Raw genomic sequence first — 19981 nt, 5'->3', positions numbered from 1 at the left:
AGGAGTAATGCTTGCGCTCAACGTGCGCTGAAGACGTGTAGCGGCTTCCCATAGGGATATCGCATAGCTCCAAACCAGGAGTTTCGCGGATCGTAGAAAAAATGAAAGGAATTATTTCCTTAATTTTTAAACTACAACTAATTATTTTAGACCTACATCACCGAGCCAGTAAAATCAACTACTAGGTGACTTACTTTTGGGGTGTGAATATCTGAAAAATTTAAAATTCCTATATTTTAGCGTAACACAACGACCTTAAATTTTGAGCCTATTCGACTGCTAAATCTCAAAGTTTCTGAGTAGCTACACTTCAGTCCTGAATAAATTTAGTCTGACTCGTTGGTGACTCATTTAAATTGAATCCATTTTGTCAATAAGCAATATTGCTTAACTTGTGTTTTGAACTGTGGCGGGAAAGGTGTACCGGGAAACTACTTGATATAATTTAAGCTGATATTTATTCCCATGTACTTATAACTCGTGTGTGAAGTTATTTTTAAATCTGAGTTATCAAAAATTAAGCATAATTGCTTATTGACAAACAGACTATTAACCTTAAGTATCACCGATAGACTCATGAAAATGGGATTACCTTATGAAAACTTTGCGCTGGCACAGGGTTATCTTAAAATGAGTGTAGGATATGTAAACTTTCGTAACCTAAGTCAGAGTCCGCCCATCCATGACCCCAGCCACCTCCCTGTTTACCCCTGTGGAAGCAGACCTGCGACTACTAGCAGATAACCTAAAGCAGCTAGTTGGAAATCGCCACCCCATCCTGTTTATGGCAGCCGAACATCTATTCGGAGCTGGGGGAAAGCGTATCAGACCAGCAATTGTCCTGCTAATATCGCGGGCTACAATGTTAGCTCAAGAGATTACACCGCGTCATCGCCGCCTAGCTGAGATTACAGAAATGATTCACACAGCAAGCTTAGTACATGACGATGTGGTAGATGAATCAGATACGCGGCGAGGCGTTCCTACGGTTCATAGTTTGTTCGGTAATCGCATTGCCATATTAGCAGGAGATTTTCTTTTTGCTCAATCGTCCTGGTATTTAGCAAACTTGGACAATTTGGAGGTGGTAAAACTCCTCTCAGAAGTAATTATGGATTTGGCTACTGGGGAGATCCAGCAGGGATTAAATCGTTTTGATGCTGGCATTTCTATTGATACTTACCTCCAGAAGAGTTATTATAAAACAGCTTCATTAATCGCTAACAGTTCTAAAGCTGCTGGGTTACTTAGTGAAGTCTCACAAGAAACTGTTGAGCATCTATATAGCTACGGTCGTCATTTTGGTATAGCATTTCAAATTGTTGACGACATTTTAGATTTCACCAGTACAGCAGATACCTTGGGTAAACCGGTGGGGTCGGATCTTAAAAGTGGTAATTTAACTGCACCTGTTTTATTTGCTTTAGCCCAAAAACCATCCTTGGAAGTGCTGATTGAACGAAAGTTTGCTCAAGAGGGAGATTTAGAGCAAGCACTAGCACTAATTCAAGATAGTCAAGGTATACAGCAGGCACGAGAGTTAGCTGCTCACCATGCGAAGCTAGCAATTGAACATCTTGCAGTTCTCCCATCTTCAGAATCCCATCAGGCATTGATTAATATAGCTGAGTTCACACTGAGCCGCCTTTATTAAATCATTTACCAGTTAACAGGTACTTTAGGGGACTTGAGACCTCAAGTAAAACCTTCCACCTGTTGTTAGGTAGAGAACTTTTGCTTAATGGTCAGCTAAATTTGGAAAAATGTTCACTGATAACTGTTTGTTAAACAATTTTAGATAAGACGAAAAATTAAGCCGATCGCTTGCTTCTGTAAAGAACTAGAAGGTTAGTAACTGGCATTAATTTATTTTCATCAAAAACTTTTTCAAACAAATTTGAGATTTAAAATTTTGGATGTGGGATTGTATCTAAAAAATCCCACATCCAAGTTTTTTCTATGCAATATCAGGGGGTATCTGTTTAGGCGATTGCTGTTGTCGTAAGTGTTTCTGCATGAGTTTTTCTAGTTTAGTTCGTCGAATTTCAACGGTATGAGTGGTCTTACCCGGCGTCTCCAAAAAAACGATACTATCTACGGGTTCCAATGCCACCAATTGGAACAAAATATGGGTAACAGGGATAATTTTAGCTAGCATTTGAGGGTCAAGCCCAGCAGGGGAAATTAGAGAGACATCCTGTATGGTAGGGAAAGCGTAAATAACCCGCTTTTCCAATCCTGGATTAGTAAGATTGCTCAATGTGGTTAAAACCCAGCTTGATTCTGAATTTTGGAGAATATAGTACTGGGAGTGACGTAATTTTTGAGCGATCGTTCTAAGGGCAGGAGCAATTGCTGCAATCAAATTTGGTGTCATACCATCGCGGGGTGCATTGTCAATCAGCAATTGAATTTGTGCTTCTAAATCCATAATGACTTGTATACGGCTCCTGGGTAATGGCAATAACATCTATCAAAATGTGAACAATCCCATTGAAGTTGGGAATAATAAAATCAGCCACATTCTCAATGTAGGATTGGTCTGCGTTTAGCTTATACGTAAAACCGAAAAAGCCAACACCCACAGTCGTACAGGTTGTATTTAAATACTTAGGGTCTTTTGAAAACCGAGACTATGAATTCAGCCGCAACCGCAACTATTCCATCTGCAAATATTCTGGGAGAAAATTCTAAAGGCGTGGAGGTGATCTTTCAACTCCTGTCCAGGGAGTTTCAACAATCAACCAAAGCTTCGGAACAGAATTGCCACGATGTAGCAAGACGTATTACCACCGAAGTCTATCGGATTTGCCAGGAAAGCAAACGTATCCAAGCTTCTGGATCTGTAGAAAGCTCGGCGATGACCCTAGCTCGGCATCGGCTACAACAGTGTCTCAGGTACTATCAGTTGGGTTCAAATCGGGGCAGGGTAGAATTACACAGTACTTTGAGTGCAATTATTTATCGATACATTAACCCGCCTCAGAAGCAATTAAGTTATCAAGGGCGACTGACCATAATTGAAGATTTCTTACAGAGTTTTTATCTGGAGGCATTGAACGCTTTCCGGCGAGAAAATCAACTCGGTGCTACTTATCGCCCTCAGACGCTTCTAGAATTGTCCGAATACATGGCATTTACCGAGCGCTACGGCAAACGACGCATTCCCTTACCAGGCCGTCAGCAGCAGCTAATTATCTTGCGGGCGCAAACTTTTTCTCAACAGCAGCCCCCAGAAACCAGCGTAGATATAGAACAAGCCGCAGAAGGCAGCAATAGTGAAGCCGATGGTTGCTGGGAAGAACCAGCAGTGCATCAATTACGCTCCACAATGGCAACGCAAGCTGAACCCGAACCCGAAGAAGATACCTTGCGTTCCGTTGTAGTTACAGAATTAATGAATTATCTCGAAGAACGGCAGCAATCTGACTGTGCTGATTACTTTTCCCTCCGCCTCCAGGATCTATCAACACAGGAAATTGAGTCAATTTTAGGTTTAACCCCTCGTCAGAGAGATTACTTACAACAGCGCTTCAAGTACCATTTGATTCGGTTTGCCTTGTTACATCGTTGGGAATTAGTTCACGAGTGGCTGGAAGCTTCTTTACACACCAATTTGGGCTTAACTCCCCAGCAATGGCAAGTATACACAGCACAACTGGACAATAAGCAACGATCTTTACTAGAGTTGAAGCAACAAGGACAAGCCGATGAAAAAATCGCAAAGACTTTAGGACTGTCAATGGCACAACTTCAAAAACGATGGTTTAAGATTCTTGAGCAAGCTTGGGAAATTCGTAACTCATTAGTGTCCGGATCAGGTGCATCTACTCATGAATAGTGACTCAGAATCCTTACAATCTCAGTGTCTCGGTTGGTTATTGACAGATGATGTCAAAAATAACGACCAATCTGTAGAATGTGAGGAAAATGACGGGGTAAAAAACCTCCACAATGAAGCCACTGCTCCAAAAAGCAGTGAGCCAAAATTGGGAGGAACGCCCCAGACCTTTCAATTAGGAGAAATTCCTACTGTGCTAGATCGTTTCCAAGCTGTCCTCAAGCATCGCTTACAAATCCAAGCCCAAGAACACCCACCTTTATTTCCTTGGGAAACACAATTAATCGACTATCCCGATTTTGTTGATAAGCCGTCAATGACCCTCGTTCCTTCCTGGGGATGGATGGTACAACAGTCGAAGTTGAACCTGCCGCGTCCTTTACCAGAAAGAGTTTTCCAGCAATTGCTGGAAAAATGTCAATCAATGGTGACATCTTCAGTGCCTCTGGGAGCAAAATTAGTTCAAGTGGTGGAGAACTTTTTTCCTAACGAGTCTCAAGCACTAAATGATATCGCAGGATTGGTGCTAAGAAGCACCTATCGTTCTGTAAGTACTTTGGATATGCCCAATATTCAGAGTGATTATTCAGATTTACAACCGCGTCAACAAATGGCTTTGTCGTTGCTGGCAGCTAAACAACTGCTGGAAAATCTGACTCTACCACTTTCAGCAACTAGTCCAGTGGTAGAAAGACAATGGCTAACCACTGTCGGTAATTTGAATATCAAAGTAGAGTATCAGTCTGTAGGTAAACTTACGAAGTTACTTGTGGAGGCTGAGTTACCTGTTAAAGGAACTTTAACACTTCGCGGAAGTGGAACTTTAGCAATGGCAACATCTTCAACTCCGGGATACTTAAGTGTAGAGTTAGGCTGCGAGCAACTTAACCCAACTTATACTCTGGAAGTTGAGTTTCCAGAAGTAGACGAACAGTCGCTTTTGTTTGTCATTAATCCCACTGTGTAACCTTAATTGCCACCGCTAGTACGTAATGCCGAATATCTTAAGGTAACTATTGCCTAGCTGTTGCCTTGGGGCTTTTTCTGTCTCTAAATACTACTAACAACAGGGTGCTTACTTATACTTAAAGCGTGGTTATAACTAACCAGTGGGAGTAGACTTACCCTCTACCCCATAAATCATTTTTTGTGGGTACTCGTCAGTCCACTCGCTTGTTAGGAAAGCCTGGGGAATAAGTTAGTTTCTTGTGTTGTGCTGATTTCAGCTTGCCTGTATTTTACCAAGCTACCAATTTTTCACAACGAATTTATTCGATTGGATTGTTTTTTTATACAAAATTATGTTCACGCTTGGCATTACAGTTTGCGGTAGCGTTATATATTAATGCGCTTGGCTTAAGTCTATTTCTTTGACGTAGACGCAAAGCGGTGAAGCAGCGCGGTCTTGGGGGTTTCCCCCATGAGCGACTGCTGTTAGCGCAGCGTTAGCGACGTTAGGAGCGTCACCCGGAGGGCTTGCCGCACGCTACCGCAGAAGCGCAGAGAATGCAGAGAGAAGAAAGAAATACTTTAGGACTTATGCACTGTACAAATTAATTAGAGACGCAAGATTTCGCGTCTCTATCAAGCATTTTGGGCTAATGGTTTAAATCTTCTTTGTGATAAATCCAAGATAGATGCTTAATGGACTTCCAAATAAAAAAATACTCAACTACTTTTTGTGGGGTGGGCGTCTTCTGCCCATAGGCAAAGGCGGGCGAGACGCCCACACCACAAGATTGGATAATTTATTTCTTGGAAGTCCTTACATACAGGATAAGAAAGCTTCTGTAACGGGAATACTTTAAAGTAGGGCGAACAGTTTCGTCCTCAGCATTGTTTTCGTGGCATCTATACTTAGGTTTGAAATGCTCAACTTATCCAGGATGAATCGGTTTTGGCGTCTCCCTGTAGGTAATTTCTGGGTGCAAAATCCGCAGCGATCGCCTTTGATAGAGGTGGAAGATTCAATTTCCTTACGGGTGCTGGTGCTAGCGTTGGTTGTTTTAGGAATTGTGGCGACGGATATCGCTGCCGAAACTTCATTCAGTTTCTGGGCATTACCCCTGAGTGTATTGGGTGCGATTTGGAGTTACTATCGTCGCCGCGATCGCAATGTTGCAGTTAAGTTTTGTATCGCCATCGGAATGTTAGTAGCACTGGGTGCTTTCTTTGGGCGGTTAGTGGGAGAGTTGAATGATACACGGTTGGGTTTGGCAGAGTTATTAATTCAACTCCAAGTGCTGCATAGCTTTGATACACCCCGCCGCAAAAATTTGGGCTATTCGATTGTTATCGGACTGATTTTATTGGGTGTGGCGGCAACGTTAAGTCAGACTTTAGCATTTGCACCTGTGTTGCTGTTATTTTTAGCGATCGCTCTCCCAACTTTAGTATTAGATTATCGCTCCCGCTTGGGTTTACAGCCATTAAAAATTGAAAAGGGAAAATTCAATCAGAAGAATTCCTCAACTCTTAATTTTAAATTTTTAATTCTGAATTTTTTCCTAATTGTCGGTCTGGGACTGGCAATTTTTGCTGTTTTACCCAGATTTCCTGGCTATCAGTTACGGAACTTTCCTGTAAGTTCTGCTATTCCAATAAAAGGTAATTTCACCGGACGTAGTATCATTAATCCCGGTTATGTCCACCAAGGTAAAGGTGATAATCAAGGCAGTGGTACGGGACAAAATCAAAATGGTCAACCAGGTAAAGTAGATAATAACTTTTATTACGGTTTTAATAGCCAAATTAACCAAAACCTGCGGGGCGAAATGAAACCGAAAGTTGTGATGCGGGTGCGATCGCAAGCTGAGGGTTTTTGGCGAGTATTAGGATTTGACCGTTATACGGGTAAGGGATGGGAAGTTTCCCGTAATGAAGATGTTACAACTATCAAGCGATCGCCTTGGTCTTACCAAATCTTCCTAAACCGACCTCTGATTACTGGTAAAACCCAAGAGATAGTCCAAACTTATACAGTGGTGGCGGATTTGCCTAACCTAATTCCAGCGATGGCTTATCCCAAAGAGATTTACTTTCCCACACCAATGATCGCGGTTGATAAAGAAGACGGATTGCGATCGCCTGTGGAATTATCAGAAGGACTCACTTACACAGTAATATCTGAAGTGCCATACCGCGATCGCACTAAATTAGGTGAAGCTTCTACTAAATATCCACAGGATATTAAAAAGTATTATCTGCAAATTCCTCCCGAAATTGCCGAAAAAGTCCGGCAACGTACCGAAGAAATTCTTGCTAACTACAATCAAGAACGAGTTGCAAAGTCTTCTAAAAGTCTAGATTCAGCCTATGAAAAAGTTCTCTACTTAGCTCAATATTTAAAGCAACGCTACTCTCTTCCCCAAAATCCCTTAGATTTGCCTTATTTGGGAGAAAAAGATGACTTAGTAGAAGCTTTTTTATTCAAATATAAAGGCGGTTATCCAGACCACTTCTCAACAGTTCTGACGGTAATGTTGCGTTCCATTGGCATCCCAGCACGGTTGGTAGCAGGGTTTAGTGCAGGAGAATTTAATCCATTTACAGGGCTATATGTTGTCCGTAATACTGATGCTTATGCGATGACGGAAGTATATTTTCCTAAATATGGCTGGTTTGCCTTTGACCCGATTCCCAATCATCCCCTTATACCTCCATCAGTGGAAGATACTCAAACTTTTAGTGTGTTGCGTCAATTGTGGCATTGGGTTGCTGGGTGGTTGCCTTCTCCAGTGACAGGTTTGTTGAATAATGTATTTGAGACAATATTTAAGTGGGTGATTGGAGCGATCGCTTGGTTTTTAGCTTTATTCTCTCAAGGTTGGTTTGGCGTATTGACTGGCTTAATCTTGGCAACTACAGCAGCTTTCTTCGCTTGGCTGGGTTGGGGTCAGTGGCGAGAGTGGCGCAATCGCCGATGGTTAAAGAAATTGCCAGCAATGGAGAGCCTTTATCAACAAATGCTGCAATGGACAACCCAAAAAGGTTTAGGTAAGCATCCAGCACAAACACCTTTAGAGTATGCTAGAGGATCATATCAGCATCATGCCCCAGCAACTGCTGAGGTAATAGATGAGATTAGTCAAGCCTATGTTAGTTGGCGTTATGGGGGTCATGCTCCTAATTTGAAACGACTGCGAGAAAGCTGGCAAGGTCTGAAAAAGACTGCTAAGTAATTCATCAATGAGTCCTGTACAAAGGTTATCCATTCGGCAACCTTTTTGATAAATTGCGACTAATAGCACTTTTCACAATTCCTGAAATATAAATTGCTCCTTCAGCGCGTCTGATTGGCTCGTGGTTCTCGTTCTCCGATACTAAAACTACTTCTCCTTTTTCCCTCCTATAACGTTTAACTAAAGTCTCATCATCCACACAAACTATAACAATCTCTTCCTCTTTAGGCTTTTGGTATAGAGCATTAATCAGTTCAACAATTAACCAATCACCAGGATATATACCAATACCTATCATTGAGTCTCCCATTACAGGTAAGATGATCGTTTTATTTGATTCATTGATCAGTTCCTCACAGAGATCAATTTCTTCATAATCAATGTTCATTGAATCCCCTCCAACACTGGATGTGCTATGTGTGCCTGCTGATACTGGATAATCATACTTCCTGACCTTGCGAAACTTTGCTGAATGTAGAGTATCTATCAGTTCTTTTCCTTTTATTCCCTTTTCCCAGAGGTTCTCTATTGCCACAATCAAGTCATTACTGATTGATGAAGGAACACCAATGTCTGTAAGTGGCTCCCCAAATTTATATTTACGACCTGACCCTTTTCTGGAACCGCCTCTTGGCATAAGCAATCATCCTTTGTGCAAGTTTTCGCAATTTCTCATATTTCCCTAGTAAAAACCTTGCTAATTGTGTTTGTCTTGCAAAACTTTTGCCGGGTGTTCTTGATTAGATGAACTGCTAAATTGTAAGTGAGTAATGCCTAAGGCAAGTATGATATGTAACAATGCAATGAGAGCTTTCTCAGAGAAAATAACACTTAGCCCAGTGTTATAATTTGTTTCCTTACTCTGATTAGGATCGCTTGTCATAATATGCCTGTAATAAAATCTACAATTTAAAAATAGTACACATGAACTAAGTTTGCATAGTAGGTTTTGAAAAAAGTCTGGAAATCAAACTTCTATAAAAGTACTATGTATCGCACAATAGTACAGGCCCAACACATCAAATCTAAGAATAATACAATGAATATCTGGGGGTTTAAGTAGCTCGGCACCATAAAACCCATGTATGTTTAGTTTTGTAAAAATTCTGAAATCCTGATTTATAAGCTGTTGGCGAGCAAAAATATCATCTTGAACAATCAAAATAGTGCGACGATACCCAAATTCTGAACCAAGTGGTTCAGGTAAATTTGCCCACCAAATTTCTCTGCGATACACTACCAATCCTCAAGAGGCAAGGACATAAATTGTAACTTTGCCAATACTGGATCTAGTTCAGAGGACTCTTCAGAATAAACTGTATTCAGTTGGTTCAACATCTGATTCCGGTTGTACTTCCGCAAATATGCTTTCAAAGCTTTTGTGTAAAGTTCACTACGAGATACCCCTAATTCTTTAGCTAGTGCTTCTGCCTGTTCAAAAACTGAATCTGGAAGCGAAATTGCAGTTTTCATAACTACGCTCGTTTTGGTCACGACACTTCTGGTTATACCAATTTTCAAATATTCATTCGTGCAAGAAGTCTATTTTTCTAATTGAGCTTATCGCTCTCGCTATATACAAAAATTTACTTTCTCATAGTGAATAATCTAAAACAGGACTTACGCAAACAATAGCCGAAACCGTGATTTTCAGGTAGGGGCAATTCATGAATTACCCCTACAGCGTGTAATTTTGCGTAAGTCCTATAAAATCTGAAATCCCAAATTGAGTCACCAGATGTTTATTAGCTGTTATTTTGGATTTCATCTAACTTGGCACGCACTGCCTGGATATCTTGCCACATCAACCATTTCGGTGCACCTCTTTCTTTAGAAGGGTTACGCAGCAAGTAGGAAGGATGAAAAATTGGCATACATAAACGCCCATCCCACTCTAGCCACTGTCCACGAATTTTCGTAATCCCTCGCTTATCGCCAGTGATGCCTTTGACAGCAGTTGCACCTGTTAACAGGATTATTTTGGGGTCAACTAGGCGAATTTGTTCTAGTAAGTAGGGTAAACAAGCCGCCACTTCTACAGGAGTGGGAACTCTATTATCTGGTGGGCGACATTTATTGATATTGGCAATATATACATCATGCTCAGTACTCAGCTTTACAGATGCCAAAATTTTCTCTAACAACTGCCCGGATCTGCCTACAAATGGTAAGCCGGTTTCGTCTTCATTTTGACCAGGCGCTTCTCCTATAACCATAATTGGGGCTTTGAGATTACCGCGTCCTACGACAGCATGAGTCCGAGTGTCTCCCAATGCACAACGGTGGCAGTTATTGCAATGCTGTGCCAACTCCGTCATGGCAGAATAAGTTCCCGGAGCGATCGCAATTTTAGCGTCTGTGGGAATCAGTTCTCGTTGGTTAAGGGTTGAGTCGTCGAAGAGGCTGAGTTGGGTTTCGCTGCTCATGAAAATTAGGATTTTCGCATCAGCACCATCTGTCTTATCTGAGTTAAATACTGCTCTGGTTGGAGATTTATCAGAATCAATAGACTTTTGCTGAATACTTAATTATTTATACAAATCTTATTGTATCAGTTAATTTGAGACAAAATTCAGTCATTATAAAAGGAGTGCCGTCCTAACATGCTGGGGGAAACCATGTCACATACCCCGCTTTTCGCCGATCGCACCCATGCGGGTGAGGAATTGGCGCGAGTGATTCATGATGTTTTGACTCAGCAAACTATTGATTCTGGGGTAAAGCCTGTACCAATTGTTTATGCTTTGCCAAGAGGAGGTGTACCAGTAGCAGCACCAATAGCACGTCTTTTGGATTGTCCGTTGACAATTGTTGTGGCAAAAAAGATTAGCCATCCAGAAAACCCAGAGTTAGCAATTGGTGCAGTGACTACTTTTGGAAATGTTCTTTGGACTGATCAAAAGCTATTTCGCCTTAAAAATGATGCGCGGTGGCGGGAAGTAACTTTAAATAAAGCGATAAACCTTGCTAAGTCTCTTGAGGCTCTATTAATTCCTGCTTGTCCGCAGGTGAATGCAGAGAATGCTACGCTCATCTTAGTTGATGATGGCATTGCTACAGGTATGACAATAGCGGTAGCGGCAGCTGCTCTCAAAACGCTTTCTCCAGCAGCAGTTTGGCTATGTACTCCAGTAGCGCCACAAACTTTGCTACCCTGGTTAGAACAGTGGGGCGATCGCACCATTGTCTTGGAAACACCGGAACCCTTTCGGAGTGTGAGTAATTTTTATGCGGAATTTCCCCAAGTAGATACATTAGAAGTTCTTGGATATCTCCAGCAATAAAAAATAATAGAGGAAATGGATCTGTATGAGTAAATTTTGTATTGTTTGTCTGGCGTTGCTTTTTAACTACCTGAAGATGTTCCTTGCTGGTATTGCATAGCTTTGGCATAATCACCCAAGGCATAGCAAGCAGCTTTCAGACGTTCAAGAGCTTCTTCTTCACTGCGCCGATCTTTGATGCTTCTAGCTAACAGCAAACGTTCTTCATAATACTTAATGGCTTTGTTATAATCACCCAAAGCTTCACAAGCAACCCCTAAGTTACCTAAAGACTGTTCCTCGCTACGCTTGTCTTGAATTTCTCTAGCTAATTGCAACCGTTCTTCATAATACTTAATGGCTTTAGCATAATCACCTAAGGCATAACAAGCATTCCCTAAATTCTTTAGCACCTGAGAAGCACTGCGAACATGTTTTAAGGAGCGTGCTAGTACTACACACTGCTCATAATAGGCGATCGCTTTTGGGTAATTGTCCAAAGCATACCAAGCATTACCCAAATTCTTGAGTACCTGTTCTTCGCCCCAGTTATCTTTGAGTTCCCGGACAATTTCTAGGCTTTGCTGCTGATACTCAATTGCCTGCGTAAAGTTGCCCAAAGCTTTATACACCAATCCCAAATTATTCAGTGCTGCTACTTGACTACGTTTGTCTTGCAGCTGTTGCGTTATTTTTAAACACTTTTCCAAAAATTCAATAGCCTTGTTATGGTCATTTAGATGACGGTATGCATTCCCTAAATGGGAAAGTGCTTGCATTTGCACTACAAAATCTGAGGAGTTCTTGACCAAAGACAAACACTGTTCGGAGTAAGAGATAGCACCTTTGTAGTCTCCAGCTGTGTAAGTTACCAATCCTAAAAAAGAAAGTGCCTGTGCCTGTTTTTGCAAATCCCCAATCGACTGAAACAACCCCAAGGATTGTTGTAAGGACTTCAAAGCTGCTATTAATTCACCAGCTTGCTGCTGTTGAATCCCTTGCCTTAGTAGCTTGGATGCTTCTGATATGTCATCACTTTCCTGTATAGGTAGTATTTCTGCTTGTGAACCAGAGTCAAATTCATGGGTAATTGTATTACGCTTCACTGATTTTAAGTATGTTATGGGTAATTGCAGGGGAACTGTATTTTTTGATTTATTATTCCATTCGCCTTTAGACATCAGCCCTTTCCTGTTCAGTCTGGTGCTGAATCTAGTGTTCCCAAAACCAGGATGTATCTTTCATCAGGTTGGTTTGGTTTAGTACAGCGTAGGTTAAGTAGGCGTGATCCCATTTCACATTAATAAAGAATATAGCGGTTCTCGAATGCAAGCAATACACTTTGACCTCACTTCCATTCCTCTCTCCTAAAAGGAAAGAGGAATGGAATCTTGCTTCCCAACGCTAGTAGGGAAGGGGCTGGGGGTTAGGTCTGTATTGGACTCAAGCCAGAAGCGCTATATTAATAATAAATCCCCCCTTACCTCCTGAAAATGCGGGGCTATGTCCGCTAATTCTGAGAGTATTTGGGAGGATATTCAAGAAATAAATGTCAGTAATCTACAATTATTAATTATTGACTCAATTTAAACGCACCTACTAAAAGTTAGGTGTTGATTCAAGCAACAGCTACAGAAACATTTGCCACAGAGCCATTATTTAGGATAGGCTGACGGGTTTTCAAGTCAAATTTGAAGCCATGTGGCAAAATATGAAGCTTTGCTCCGCAAATCGCCAAAGACTCATCCTTCAAAATTTCGTCCATATTGTTGTATGTAGCCTCTGATTCATCAACAATCGTAACCGCACCTGCACCAATAATTTCAATTTGGTTATCCGTTACCACCATAGCGGTATTCTCGTCAATACCGAATCCCAAAACAGCAGGCTGTAGTATCAAAGCTGAAATTAAGCGTCCCAAGCGTCCGCGCTGGGAAAAATGCTGGTCAATTACTACTCCTGGTAGAAAACCAAGACCTGGGCCCATTTCAACAGTTTCAATCCGAGGATGTGTTTCTGAATCGCCTTCCACAATCATTACGTCTGGCATCACGGCAGCTCCGGCGCTTGTGCCTGCGACAACTATACCTTCAGAGAACCGTTGATGAATTGCCGTATCTATTTCGGTGTCCTTGAGAATGCTGGTGATACGAGCTTGATCTCCCCCAGTAAAAAATACTCCAGTTGCTTTATGAATTGCTTCCAATGCGGTAGAAGAAGATGCATCTTCGCGGGTTTCCGTATCAATAATGCGAGCATTTTCAGCTCCTAGTCGCTCAAATACTCTAATATAATTTTCTCCCACTTCTCTAGGTAATTCTGTCGCCGCCGTCATAATTACAATATATGCCTTTGTACCCCCAGCGCGTCGCACAAAGTCCCGCAGAATTTGGCAATCTCCTTCCTTGTCTTCGGCTCCCCCAATAATTACCAGCTGCCTTTTAGAATTAGTTTCTACCATGATGCCCCCTGATTTGAGTTAATAAATTTTACTAAACCATGACAATTCCAACTATCAAATCATCCCTTTGGTAGATCACCTGATAGAAGGTAGTATTGATATTTGCGTAGACGCATTCGCGTAGCGTCTCGTAGAGAAGCCGCTTGTCGTTAGACATCGCAGCAAACTAAAAGATTCTTACCAAAAATTACATAAAAAATAACTATCCTCATTAACGTTTGTTGACTTAATAAAACCCACAGCAACAACTGCCTCTAGAGTGATTTTTTAGAGGCATTGCTAATTGCCGATTGGAAATTTATCGTGCAATTATTAAAAAATTGGCATTAACTCTCGCTGGATGCAATTAAGTAAGTCGGCACAATAAAAGCAAACTGTGTGAAGAAAAGTAAACAAGGCTACAACCCTCTTTCTCCCTGCCTTATCCCAACGATAATTATTTACGCCGACCTACTTAGATATCTAATGGTAAGTCTTAATGAATGCGACTTCTGTAAAGCAAGTTAGTTAAGAAAAAACGTGCTTGTTCTAGTGGCAGATGCCTGGGTTTGCCTTGGTAGACAATTTGATACTCATTCATATCCGGGCCATCACCATGCCCAGAGATCAGCTTTTGGTGAAAAGCTTCCTCAGCAAGTTCTCGAATTTCGTCTCTTAGAGCAGCTTGTGTGCTATTCATAACTTTGCTGTTTTTTGGCTGTCTTTTGAATCTCGCATATTCATTTATACAAGTTATTGGCTGGGTATTGCACCTTTCAAAGGTTATATATTTGACTATTCATGAGGATGAATTGACTGTAGTTTTTTATTTGCTGAGGTAAGGGGGTTTAATTATGCCTTGAGATAGTTGAAAATGCTTACTAATAGGTTTAATCTAAGTTCTGATTAGATCAATGGCTTTGCCATCACTCTCAAAAAATAATGTGAGTTAATTTACAATCAATAAGTCTGAGTAACCAGAACTCAGCATTTAAATTTCAGGGTGTTTAGCCAAAGGTTCGTAATCAATGGTTCTACAAAAAAGCAGTGATTTAGTCCGCATTAATGCTAGAAGAACGGATGTATTCGATATTTTCAACTTCAAGCATTATATTGGGCCGAACCCCTATTTAGATATAGGGGCGTTAGTATTTGACTTTGCTCTAGTTGATTCTAGAGAGCCTTTGCCCATTGAAGATTATATTGCAAAGATTAGCGATCGCTATCCCCACCTGGGCAGCAAAAGCTACGAATCTTATGCTCATCTATTTGCCCAAGTTGTGTCCGAAGTCGGAAAACTGGACATGGATTTGCACCTTAATCGTTGGAATGTCAAGCCATATCCAGATTTTGTGCGGATTAGCGTTCAATCACTACATGAACGCACAACTAGAGAGGTAGCTTATTTTGTTTGGGATTGGTTTGAAGCTATTACCCAAGACGAAGACTTTACGTTTGATGAACAATTGGTGAGGCTGCAAAATAAATTCCGCGCCTCTATCTATGGTGGCCCCACAGTTTACGCCTTATTGCGAACAGCCTACGAAAAAGGTATTCCGGCCTTTTATTTGTGGGAAGAAGGATTAATGCAATACGGCTTAGGAAAAAAACATGTGCGAGGGGTCGCAACAACATTTAACTGTGATAGCCATCTAGATTCGGAGTTTACTACCCGCAAAGATGACTGCAAGGCATTCTTAAAAACCTTGGGTTTCCCAGTCCCTGAAGGCGATATCGTCTTTTCTGAAAAGGAAGCCTTGGCGGCAGCAAGACAAATTGGCTACCCAGTTGCAGTTAAGCCAGTGGTAGGCCACAAAGGAATTGGCGTTACGGCTGACGTGCAAGACTCAAAAGAACTGGAAGCTGCTTATAATAGGGCACTGGCAGCGATTCCCGAAGATCAGCTAACTCGGATAATTGTTGAGAAAAGTATTTCCGGTTCAGATTTTCGCTTGTTGTGTGTCAACGGCAGATTTGTCGCCGCCACAGAACGCCGTCCAGCATCAGTTGTTGGTGATGGCTATTTAACACTTGCAGAATTAATCCGCCAAGAGAACCGGAAACCTGCACGCTTAGACACACCTACCTCGCCAATGAGTAAAATTCAAATAGATGAGGCGATGGAACTCTACCTAGAGGAACAGCGCTTATCATTGGACAGCGTGATTGAGAAGGGACGTACTGTTTACCTGCGTAAAGTTGCCAATCTTTCAGCCGGAGGTATGAGCATTGATGCAACCCAGACAGTTCATGATGACAATATTATCTTGGCGCAAGATATTGCCCAACACTTCCAGTTGACTTGTCTTGGTATTGATGTCATTACGAAAAGTCTCTCAGAATCTTGGAAATCCAGTAACTTTGCTATCTTGGAAATCAACGCTGCACCAGGTGTTTTAATGCATCTTAAACCTTCTGTTGGTGAAAGCGTTGATGTGCCTTCTCATATCTTAGAAACCTTTTTTGAGTCGGGTACAGATGCCAGGATACCAATTATTACCTTTAATAAAATTTCTGTTGAAGAACTGCAAGTAACAATTGACCATATCCTTTTGCAAAACCCCAACTGGACAATAGGCGCTGTTTGTCGTGATGCAGTTTTTGTGAATCGCTCGAAAAAAGTATTAAGCAAAAATTACAACAGCAACGTCCAAACTTTGCTGCGTCATCCAAAACTTGATTTGCTCATTGCCGAGTATGCGGAAGATATTCTAGATGAAGAGGGCATGTTTTACCGCAGTAGTAATATGGTAGTTTTGGAGAATCCCACCGAAACTGAGATGATGCTGGTACGGGATGTGTTTGATGGTTCGACTGTGGTGATTAGAAAAGGCAACGACATTTCTATCCGTCGCAAAGGATTGATTGAAGATTATACTTTGGGTGAAGATGAACCATTTACGCGGGTTTATTTGAAAGAAACTGGAGCAATTTTGTAGTGTAATTTATTACTAGCCTTGGCGATTATCAATCGCCGCTACACATTAAACCCAAATAACCCCACCCCGCCAAAGCTACGTTTTGTTTCCCCTCCCCGCTTGCGGGGAGGGGATTAAAGGTTGGGGTGCAATGACTGTGGGAATCATAACTAATTATGCGGACATGATATTATACTAAAATTTACTACTTATCCAAAATTATCGATTTTCTAGAAGTTTAAAATATCTAATGATTCTTCTATTTCTAAATCTAATATTCTTTCTCGTGTATCTTGAAGTGCTTCTAGTTTACCTTCTTGACGATAGATGTCTGCCGCTTTTTGAAAATCTTCAATTGCTCCTTGTTTATCTGTTATTTCTAAACGGATATTGCCACGATTATAATAAGCATCTGCATAATTTAAATTAATCTGGATTGCTTGAGTATAATCTTCAATTGCCCTTTCAAAATCTCTTAAATCTGAACGAGCATTACCACGGTTGTAATAAGCATCTGCATAATTAGGATTAATTTGTATTGCCTGAGTATAATCTTCAATCGCTCCTTCAAAATCTCCTAAATCTGAACGAGCATTACCACGTTTTTTATAAGCTAGGGCGTCTTTAGGATTAATTTTAATTGCTTGGGGAAATCCCGGTTGAGAGCCTAATAAATAACGAGCAATCCCACGGTTTTTATAAACATCAGCATAATGGGGGTTAATTTTAATAGCCTGTGTATAATCTTCAATTGCTCCTTGGTTATCTCCTACATGAGAACGAGCTTCAGCCCGGTTTTTATAAGCTACGGCAACATTAGGATTAATTCTGATAGCTTGGGTATAATCATTAATTGCTTCTTCTAATCTTCCCAGTTGAGACAGAGCTAAACCTCGTTTATTGTAAGATTTAGCATCATGAAGATTTATCTGAATTGCCTGAGAATAATCTATGATCGCAGCTTCATAATCTCCTATTTGATAGTGAGCTAAACCTCGTTTATAATATAAATCGGTATCACTAGATTTAACTTGTAAGGCTTGATTATAGTTGGCGATCGCATTGGAATATTCTCCTTTTTCAAAACATTCATCACCTAACCTTACATAAAATATATTTAATTTCTCACCACTATATTCTGGTTTAAAATAAGATTTACTCAACTGATTAATAGCTGGCTTAGATGCAATTTCCTGCTTTGAGAGATATTTGTAAATTGGTGGTTGTTGCCTAGAAAAATTATTTATAGAAGATTGTAACTGTTCTAGATAACAATATAAACCACCACCATACAGCAATTGTTCTATGCCAAAAGAAATTTTACCAGTCTTCAACTTAATCATCCGGGTTGGGAGAAAGCCAGCCAAAAAAAGGTGATATTCAGATTGTGCTTCACTTACATCTTCTTGAATCAAAATGCAAACCACAACTGCATTTTTTTCAACCTCTTCAGAACTAATTGACCATCTAACTCTATCAATACTACCGTGACGAGATTTAACTTCGATACCAATAGATGGGTCAGAAGTCAAGGTAAAATCTATATTGCCATCACCGCCGAATCGCTTTTCATAATCAACTTCGGTAATAAAATCAGCTAAACGTTCTTTGACAACTTCCTCACCCAACTTTCCTTTAAGATAGCTAAGAAAAACGTCACGGACTGGTAAAACACGCTTATATTTCTCAGCCATCTGCCAGCAAAATTCCCGTAATGCCCTTAACCTTTCTCCAGAGATTATAGTTAATTCACTATATTGACCTTCTGTTTCACAATGAAGCAGAGAACCAGATGTTAACCTTTTAATAAAATCAGACTGTAGCGATCGCAGTAGTGTAATCCAGTCCATTTATGTTTCTGCGAATCTTTTGATGAGATTATTCTATTAAAATATCCATTCACCGTAAACCTTTTAATTAGCTTGGGTGAGATTCCCAAAAATTGTTTACTATTTTGTAATAATTATTTATTTAACTTAACATATTACAATTAGCAGAGAATCAGATTGGATTAAAGGGAGTGTATGAAGACATAGGAGGCTGTCTCAGACATTGCTGTTTGTTACAGTCGAGTATGAGTGGTAATTTATTGATAGATTTGCCGGAGTTCTTTTAGAATACTCACAGTTTTGATACTGGTGAGAATAGCCCTTAATATCTCTACGTTCTGTATTTGGACAATCTCTGGTAATAGTGTTAACCCTTTGCTGCCAAATTTTAGTTCTAAAGCAATTACTTGCTGTAACTCTTTGTCCAAAAAAGTATAGCCTCGCTTCCAGTCTATTCCCTCCGCAGCTACAGGAAAGAAAAATTCAATGCACTCTTGAAAGTAGGTTTCTATAGCTTCTTTCCAAGGGCTGTCATATTCATCGTTAGACATTGGCAGGATTTGGTTTGAAGCTGCGGCCATGTCTGATTATGCCAGAGTTTTGAGGAGTTGGGAGAGTGCGATCGCTGCGAATAATACATGAAAGAATTTTCTAGCAATATGTATCAATCGTTAAGGAAAAACCAAGTTAATATTGCGATCGCATAAGTATATGCTTAAAATTCACAGTATTTTGAGTTACCGTAACCCCTTCTTCTACAACAGTGCATCCGCCCAAGCTGCATCTGCTTCTGACAACCCTGGTACTGGCTGTTGACTATAATCTACTACCAAATCATAACCGTAGATATCATATACCTCATTTAACAATGTCTGCAAATCTATAACTGGTTCCGTATCTCCAGAACGCAAAGGCAGGAGAAAAGGTGGAATTATATCTGGTAAATTGAAAGCATATAAGTCAGCATAAGGACGGCGATCGCCACGACAAACTAAAATTCTATAATGACTTTGAATATCATTACCCATTATTGGCATGGGGTCGCCTTTACATAATAAATCAATTTCAACTAAATTAATACGACTAGTTAATACTTGTGCGCGTTTTTCCTCATAAATCTGCCGTCCTTTTCCTGTACGTTTATTCGTAGGAGATAAAATTTTCATAGCGGGACTTAAACAAAACAGGAAGGTAAAAAAGACTATAATGCTTAAATAGCAAAGCTTTCACGTTGAAGTAAGCAGATGAAAGAAACGACTCCCACAGCCATGCCTCCATGCTTTGAAAGATGGTGTGAGCGATTTGATGATGTTTTTACTCATAAGGCTCAAAAAAGAGAGTTTAGACACTATTTAGGGGGATTGTTGGGTGAAAGTGAGAGAAAAAACCTGTTTCAAATCGCAGAGAATGCTGTAGGAGTGACTTATCACCGATTACACCACTTTTTAACAGAAGCGTAAGGATTCAGGTGGCAGAGTATTGACAAGGGGGACACTTGAGGGGGAGTAT

The 19981-nt window shown here is 40.6% G+C and carries 16 protein-coding genes and 2 pseudogenes; 7 read left to right on the top strand and 11 right to left on the bottom strand.

From position 1 onward, the window contains the following. The first annotated feature begins 682 nt into the window (after positions 1 to 682). Positions 683 to 1654 carry a solanesyl diphosphate synthase gene (gene sds, locus ACFE90_RS08540; RefSeq protein ID WP_375499525.1) on the top strand — a complete coding sequence of 324 codons (972 nt, stop codon included), beginning with the start codon at positions 683 to 685 and terminating at the stop codon, positions 1652 to 1654. 303 nt (positions 1655 to 1957) lie between these two features. On the opposite strand, the gene ACFE90_RS08535 is transcribed toward sds, so the two are convergent. Beyond that, complete coding sequence (locus ACFE90_RS08535) at positions 1958 to 2431, bottom strand: hypothetical protein (RefSeq protein ID WP_375499523.1); 474 nt, start codon at positions 2429 to 2431, stop codon at positions 1958 to 1960. Between the two features lie 204 nt (positions 2432 to 2635). On the opposite strand from ACFE90_RS08535, the gene hetZ reads away from it, so the two are divergent. From hetZ to ACFE90_RS08520, 3 genes are all read left to right on the top strand, one after another. After that, complete coding sequence (gene hetZ / locus ACFE90_RS08530; RefSeq protein ID WP_375499521.1) at positions 2636 to 3841, top strand: heterocyst differentiation protein HetZ; 1206 nt, start codon at positions 2636 to 2638, stop codon at positions 3839 to 3841. Continuing rightward, complete coding sequence (locus ACFE90_RS08525; protein WP_375499519.1) at positions 3834 to 4808, top strand: PatU; 975 nt, start codon at positions 3834 to 3836, stop codon at positions 4806 to 4808. Before hetZ ends, ACFE90_RS08525 begins: the two co-directional genes overlap by 8 nt. Positions 4809 to 5727: 919 nt before the next feature. Then, positions 5728 to 8022 carry a DUF3488 and DUF4129 domain-containing transglutaminase family protein gene (locus ACFE90_RS08520; RefSeq protein WP_375499552.1) on the top strand — a complete coding sequence of 765 codons (2295 nt, stop codon included), beginning with the start codon at positions 5728 to 5730 and terminating at the stop codon, positions 8020 to 8022. 25 nt (positions 8023 to 8047) lie between these two features. Here ACFE90_RS08520 and ACFE90_RS08515 read toward each other — a convergent pair whose 3' ends face one another. The 4 genes from ACFE90_RS08515 to ACFE90_RS08500 form a co-directional block, all read right to left on the bottom strand. After that, positions 8048 to 8659: a LexA family protein gene (locus ACFE90_RS08515; protein WP_375499517.1), complete on the bottom strand. Its 612-nt coding sequence runs from the start codon at positions 8657 to 8659 to the stop codon at positions 8048 to 8050. 330 nt (positions 8660 to 8989) lie between these two features. Next, positions 8990 to 9259, bottom strand: coding sequence for a type II toxin-antitoxin system PemK/MazF family toxin (locus ACFE90_RS08510; RefSeq protein WP_375499515.1), 270 nt, complete (start codon positions 9257 to 9259; stop codon positions 8990 to 8992). Further along, complete coding sequence (locus ACFE90_RS08505; RefSeq protein ID WP_375499513.1) at positions 9259 to 9495, bottom strand: CopG family ribbon-helix-helix protein; 237 nt, start codon at positions 9493 to 9495, stop codon at positions 9259 to 9261. Before ACFE90_RS08505 ends, ACFE90_RS08510 begins: the two co-directional genes overlap by 1 nt. A 272-nt stretch (positions 9496 to 9767) precedes the next feature. Next, entirely contained in the window at positions 9768 to 10448 is a 681-nt protein-coding gene (locus tag ACFE90_RS08500) for a uracil-DNA glycosylase family protein (protein ID WP_375499511.1), read from the bottom strand. Between the two features lie 192 nt (positions 10449 to 10640). Between ACFE90_RS08500 and ACFE90_RS08495 the strand changes: the two genes are divergently transcribed. Continuing rightward, a complete protein-coding gene (locus ACFE90_RS08495; protein ID WP_375499509.1) occupies positions 10641 to 11306 on the top strand; it encodes a phosphoribosyltransferase in 666 nt (221 codons plus the stop codon). Positions 11307 to 11368: 62 nt separating this feature from the next. Here ACFE90_RS08495 and ACFE90_RS08490 read toward each other — a convergent pair whose 3' ends face one another. The 3 genes from ACFE90_RS08490 to ACFE90_RS08480 all read right to left on the bottom strand — a co-directional run bounded on the left by ACFE90_RS08490 (position 11369) and on the right by ACFE90_RS08480 (position 14425). Beyond that, positions 11369 to 12466 (bottom strand): tetratricopeptide repeat protein, encoded by a 1098-nt coding sequence (locus ACFE90_RS08490; RefSeq protein ID WP_375499507.1) that lies wholly within the window; start codon positions 12464 to 12466, stop codon positions 11369 to 11371. 437 nt (positions 12467 to 12903) lie between these two features. Then, positions 12904 to 13746, bottom strand: coding sequence for a cyanophycinase (locus ACFE90_RS08485; protein ID WP_375499505.1), 843 nt, complete (start codon positions 13744 to 13746; stop codon positions 12904 to 12906). Between the two features lie 475 nt (positions 13747 to 14221). Continuing rightward, entirely contained in the window at positions 14222 to 14425 is a 204-nt protein-coding gene (locus ACFE90_RS08480) for a hypothetical protein (RefSeq protein WP_229483945.1), read from the bottom strand. A 328-nt stretch (positions 14426 to 14753) separates the two neighbouring features. On the opposite strand from ACFE90_RS08480, the gene ACFE90_RS08475 reads away from it, so the two are divergent. After that, complete coding sequence (locus ACFE90_RS08475) at positions 14754 to 16664, top strand: acetate--CoA ligase family protein (protein WP_375499503.1); 1911 nt, start codon at positions 14754 to 14756, stop codon at positions 16662 to 16664. 209 nt (positions 16665 to 16873) lie between these two features. Here ACFE90_RS08475 and ACFE90_RS08470 read toward each other — a convergent pair whose 3' ends face one another. From ACFE90_RS08470 to ACFE90_RS08460, 3 genes and pseudogenes are all read right to left on the bottom strand, one after another. Then, positions 16874 to 18493, bottom strand: a complete 1620-nt coding sequence (locus ACFE90_RS08470) for a tetratricopeptide repeat protein (protein WP_375499501.1) — start codon at positions 18491 to 18493, stop codon at positions 16874 to 16876. A gap of 236 nt (positions 18494 to 18729) precedes the next feature. Next, on the bottom strand, positions 18730 to 19023 hold the full coding sequence (locus ACFE90_RS08465) for a hypothetical protein (RefSeq protein WP_375499499.1): 294 nt from the start codon (positions 19021 to 19023) through the stop codon (positions 18730 to 18732). Positions 19024 to 19227: 204 nt separating this feature from the next. Beyond that, positions 19228 to 19635: pseudogene (locus ACFE90_RS08460) on the bottom strand (DUF4058 family protein); the annotation flags it as partial. A gap of 81 nt (positions 19636 to 19716) precedes the next feature. On the opposite strand from ACFE90_RS08460, the pseudogene ACFE90_RS08455 reads away from it, so the two are divergent. Beyond that, a pseudogene (locus ACFE90_RS08455) lies at positions 19717 to 19929 on the top strand (transposase); the annotation flags it as partial. Positions 19930 to 19981 lie beyond the last annotated feature (52 nt).

Source organism: uncultured Nostoc sp. (assembly GCF_964245445.1).
Lineage (GTDB): Bacteria > Cyanobacteriota > Cyanobacteriia > Cyanobacteriales > Nostocaceae > Nostoc.
The sequence above is the reverse complement of the archived record's forward strand: the minus strand, read 5'-3'. Positions and strand labels throughout refer to the sequence as shown.

Excerpts from the sequence above, each read along its gene's own strand:
- sds (WP_375499525.1), top strand. The coding sequence starts at position 683 with ATGACCCCAGCCACCTCCCTGTTTACCCCTGTGGAAGCAGACCTGCGA.
- ACFE90_RS08535 (WP_375499523.1), bottom strand. The coding sequence starts at position 2,431 with ATGGATTTAGAAGCACAAATTCAATTGCTGATTGACAATGCACCCCGC.
- hetZ (WP_375499521.1), top strand. The coding sequence starts at position 2,636 with ATGAATTCAGCCGCAACCGCAACTATTCCATCTGCAAATATTCTGGGA.
- ACFE90_RS08525 (WP_375499519.1), top strand. The coding sequence starts at position 3,834 with ATGAATAGTGACTCAGAATCCTTACAATCTCAGTGTCTCGGTTGGTTA.
- ACFE90_RS08520 (WP_375499552.1), top strand. The coding sequence starts at position 5,728 with ATGAATCGGTTTTGGCGTCTCCCTGTAGGTAATTTCTGGGTGCAAAAT.
- ACFE90_RS08515 (WP_375499517.1), bottom strand. The coding sequence starts at position 8,659 with ATGCCAAGAGGCGGTTCCAGAAAAGGGTCAGGTCGTAAATATAAATTT.
- ACFE90_RS08505 (WP_375499513.1), bottom strand. The coding sequence starts at position 9,495 with ATGAAAACTGCAATTTCGCTTCCAGATTCAGTTTTTGAACAGGCAGAA.
- ACFE90_RS08500 (WP_375499511.1), bottom strand. The coding sequence starts at position 10,448 with ATGAGCAGCGAAACCCAACTCAGCCTCTTCGACGACTCAACCCTTAAC.
- ACFE90_RS08495 (WP_375499509.1), top strand. The coding sequence starts at position 10,641 with ATGTCACATACCCCGCTTTTCGCCGATCGCACCCATGCGGGTGAGGAA.
- ACFE90_RS08490 (WP_375499507.1), bottom strand. The coding sequence starts at position 12,466 with ATGTCTAAAGGCGAATGGAATAATAAATCAAAAAATACAGTTCCCCTG.
- ACFE90_RS08485 (WP_375499505.1), bottom strand. The coding sequence starts at position 13,746 with ATGGTAGAAACTAATTCTAAAAGGCAGCTGGTAATTATTGGGGGAGCC.
- ACFE90_RS08480 (WP_229483945.1), bottom strand. The coding sequence starts at position 14,425 with ATGAATAGCACACAAGCTGCTCTAAGAGACGAAATTCGAGAACTTGCT.
- ACFE90_RS08475 (WP_375499503.1), top strand. The coding sequence starts at position 14,754 with ATGGTTCTACAAAAAAGCAGTGATTTAGTCCGCATTAATGCTAGAAGA.
- ACFE90_RS08470 (WP_375499501.1), bottom strand. The coding sequence starts at position 18,493 with ATGGACTGGATTACACTACTGCGATCGCTACAGTCTGATTTTATTAAA.
- ACFE90_RS08465 (WP_375499499.1), bottom strand. The coding sequence starts at position 19,023 with ATGTCTAACGATGAATATGACAGCCCTTGGAAAGAAGCTATAGAAACC.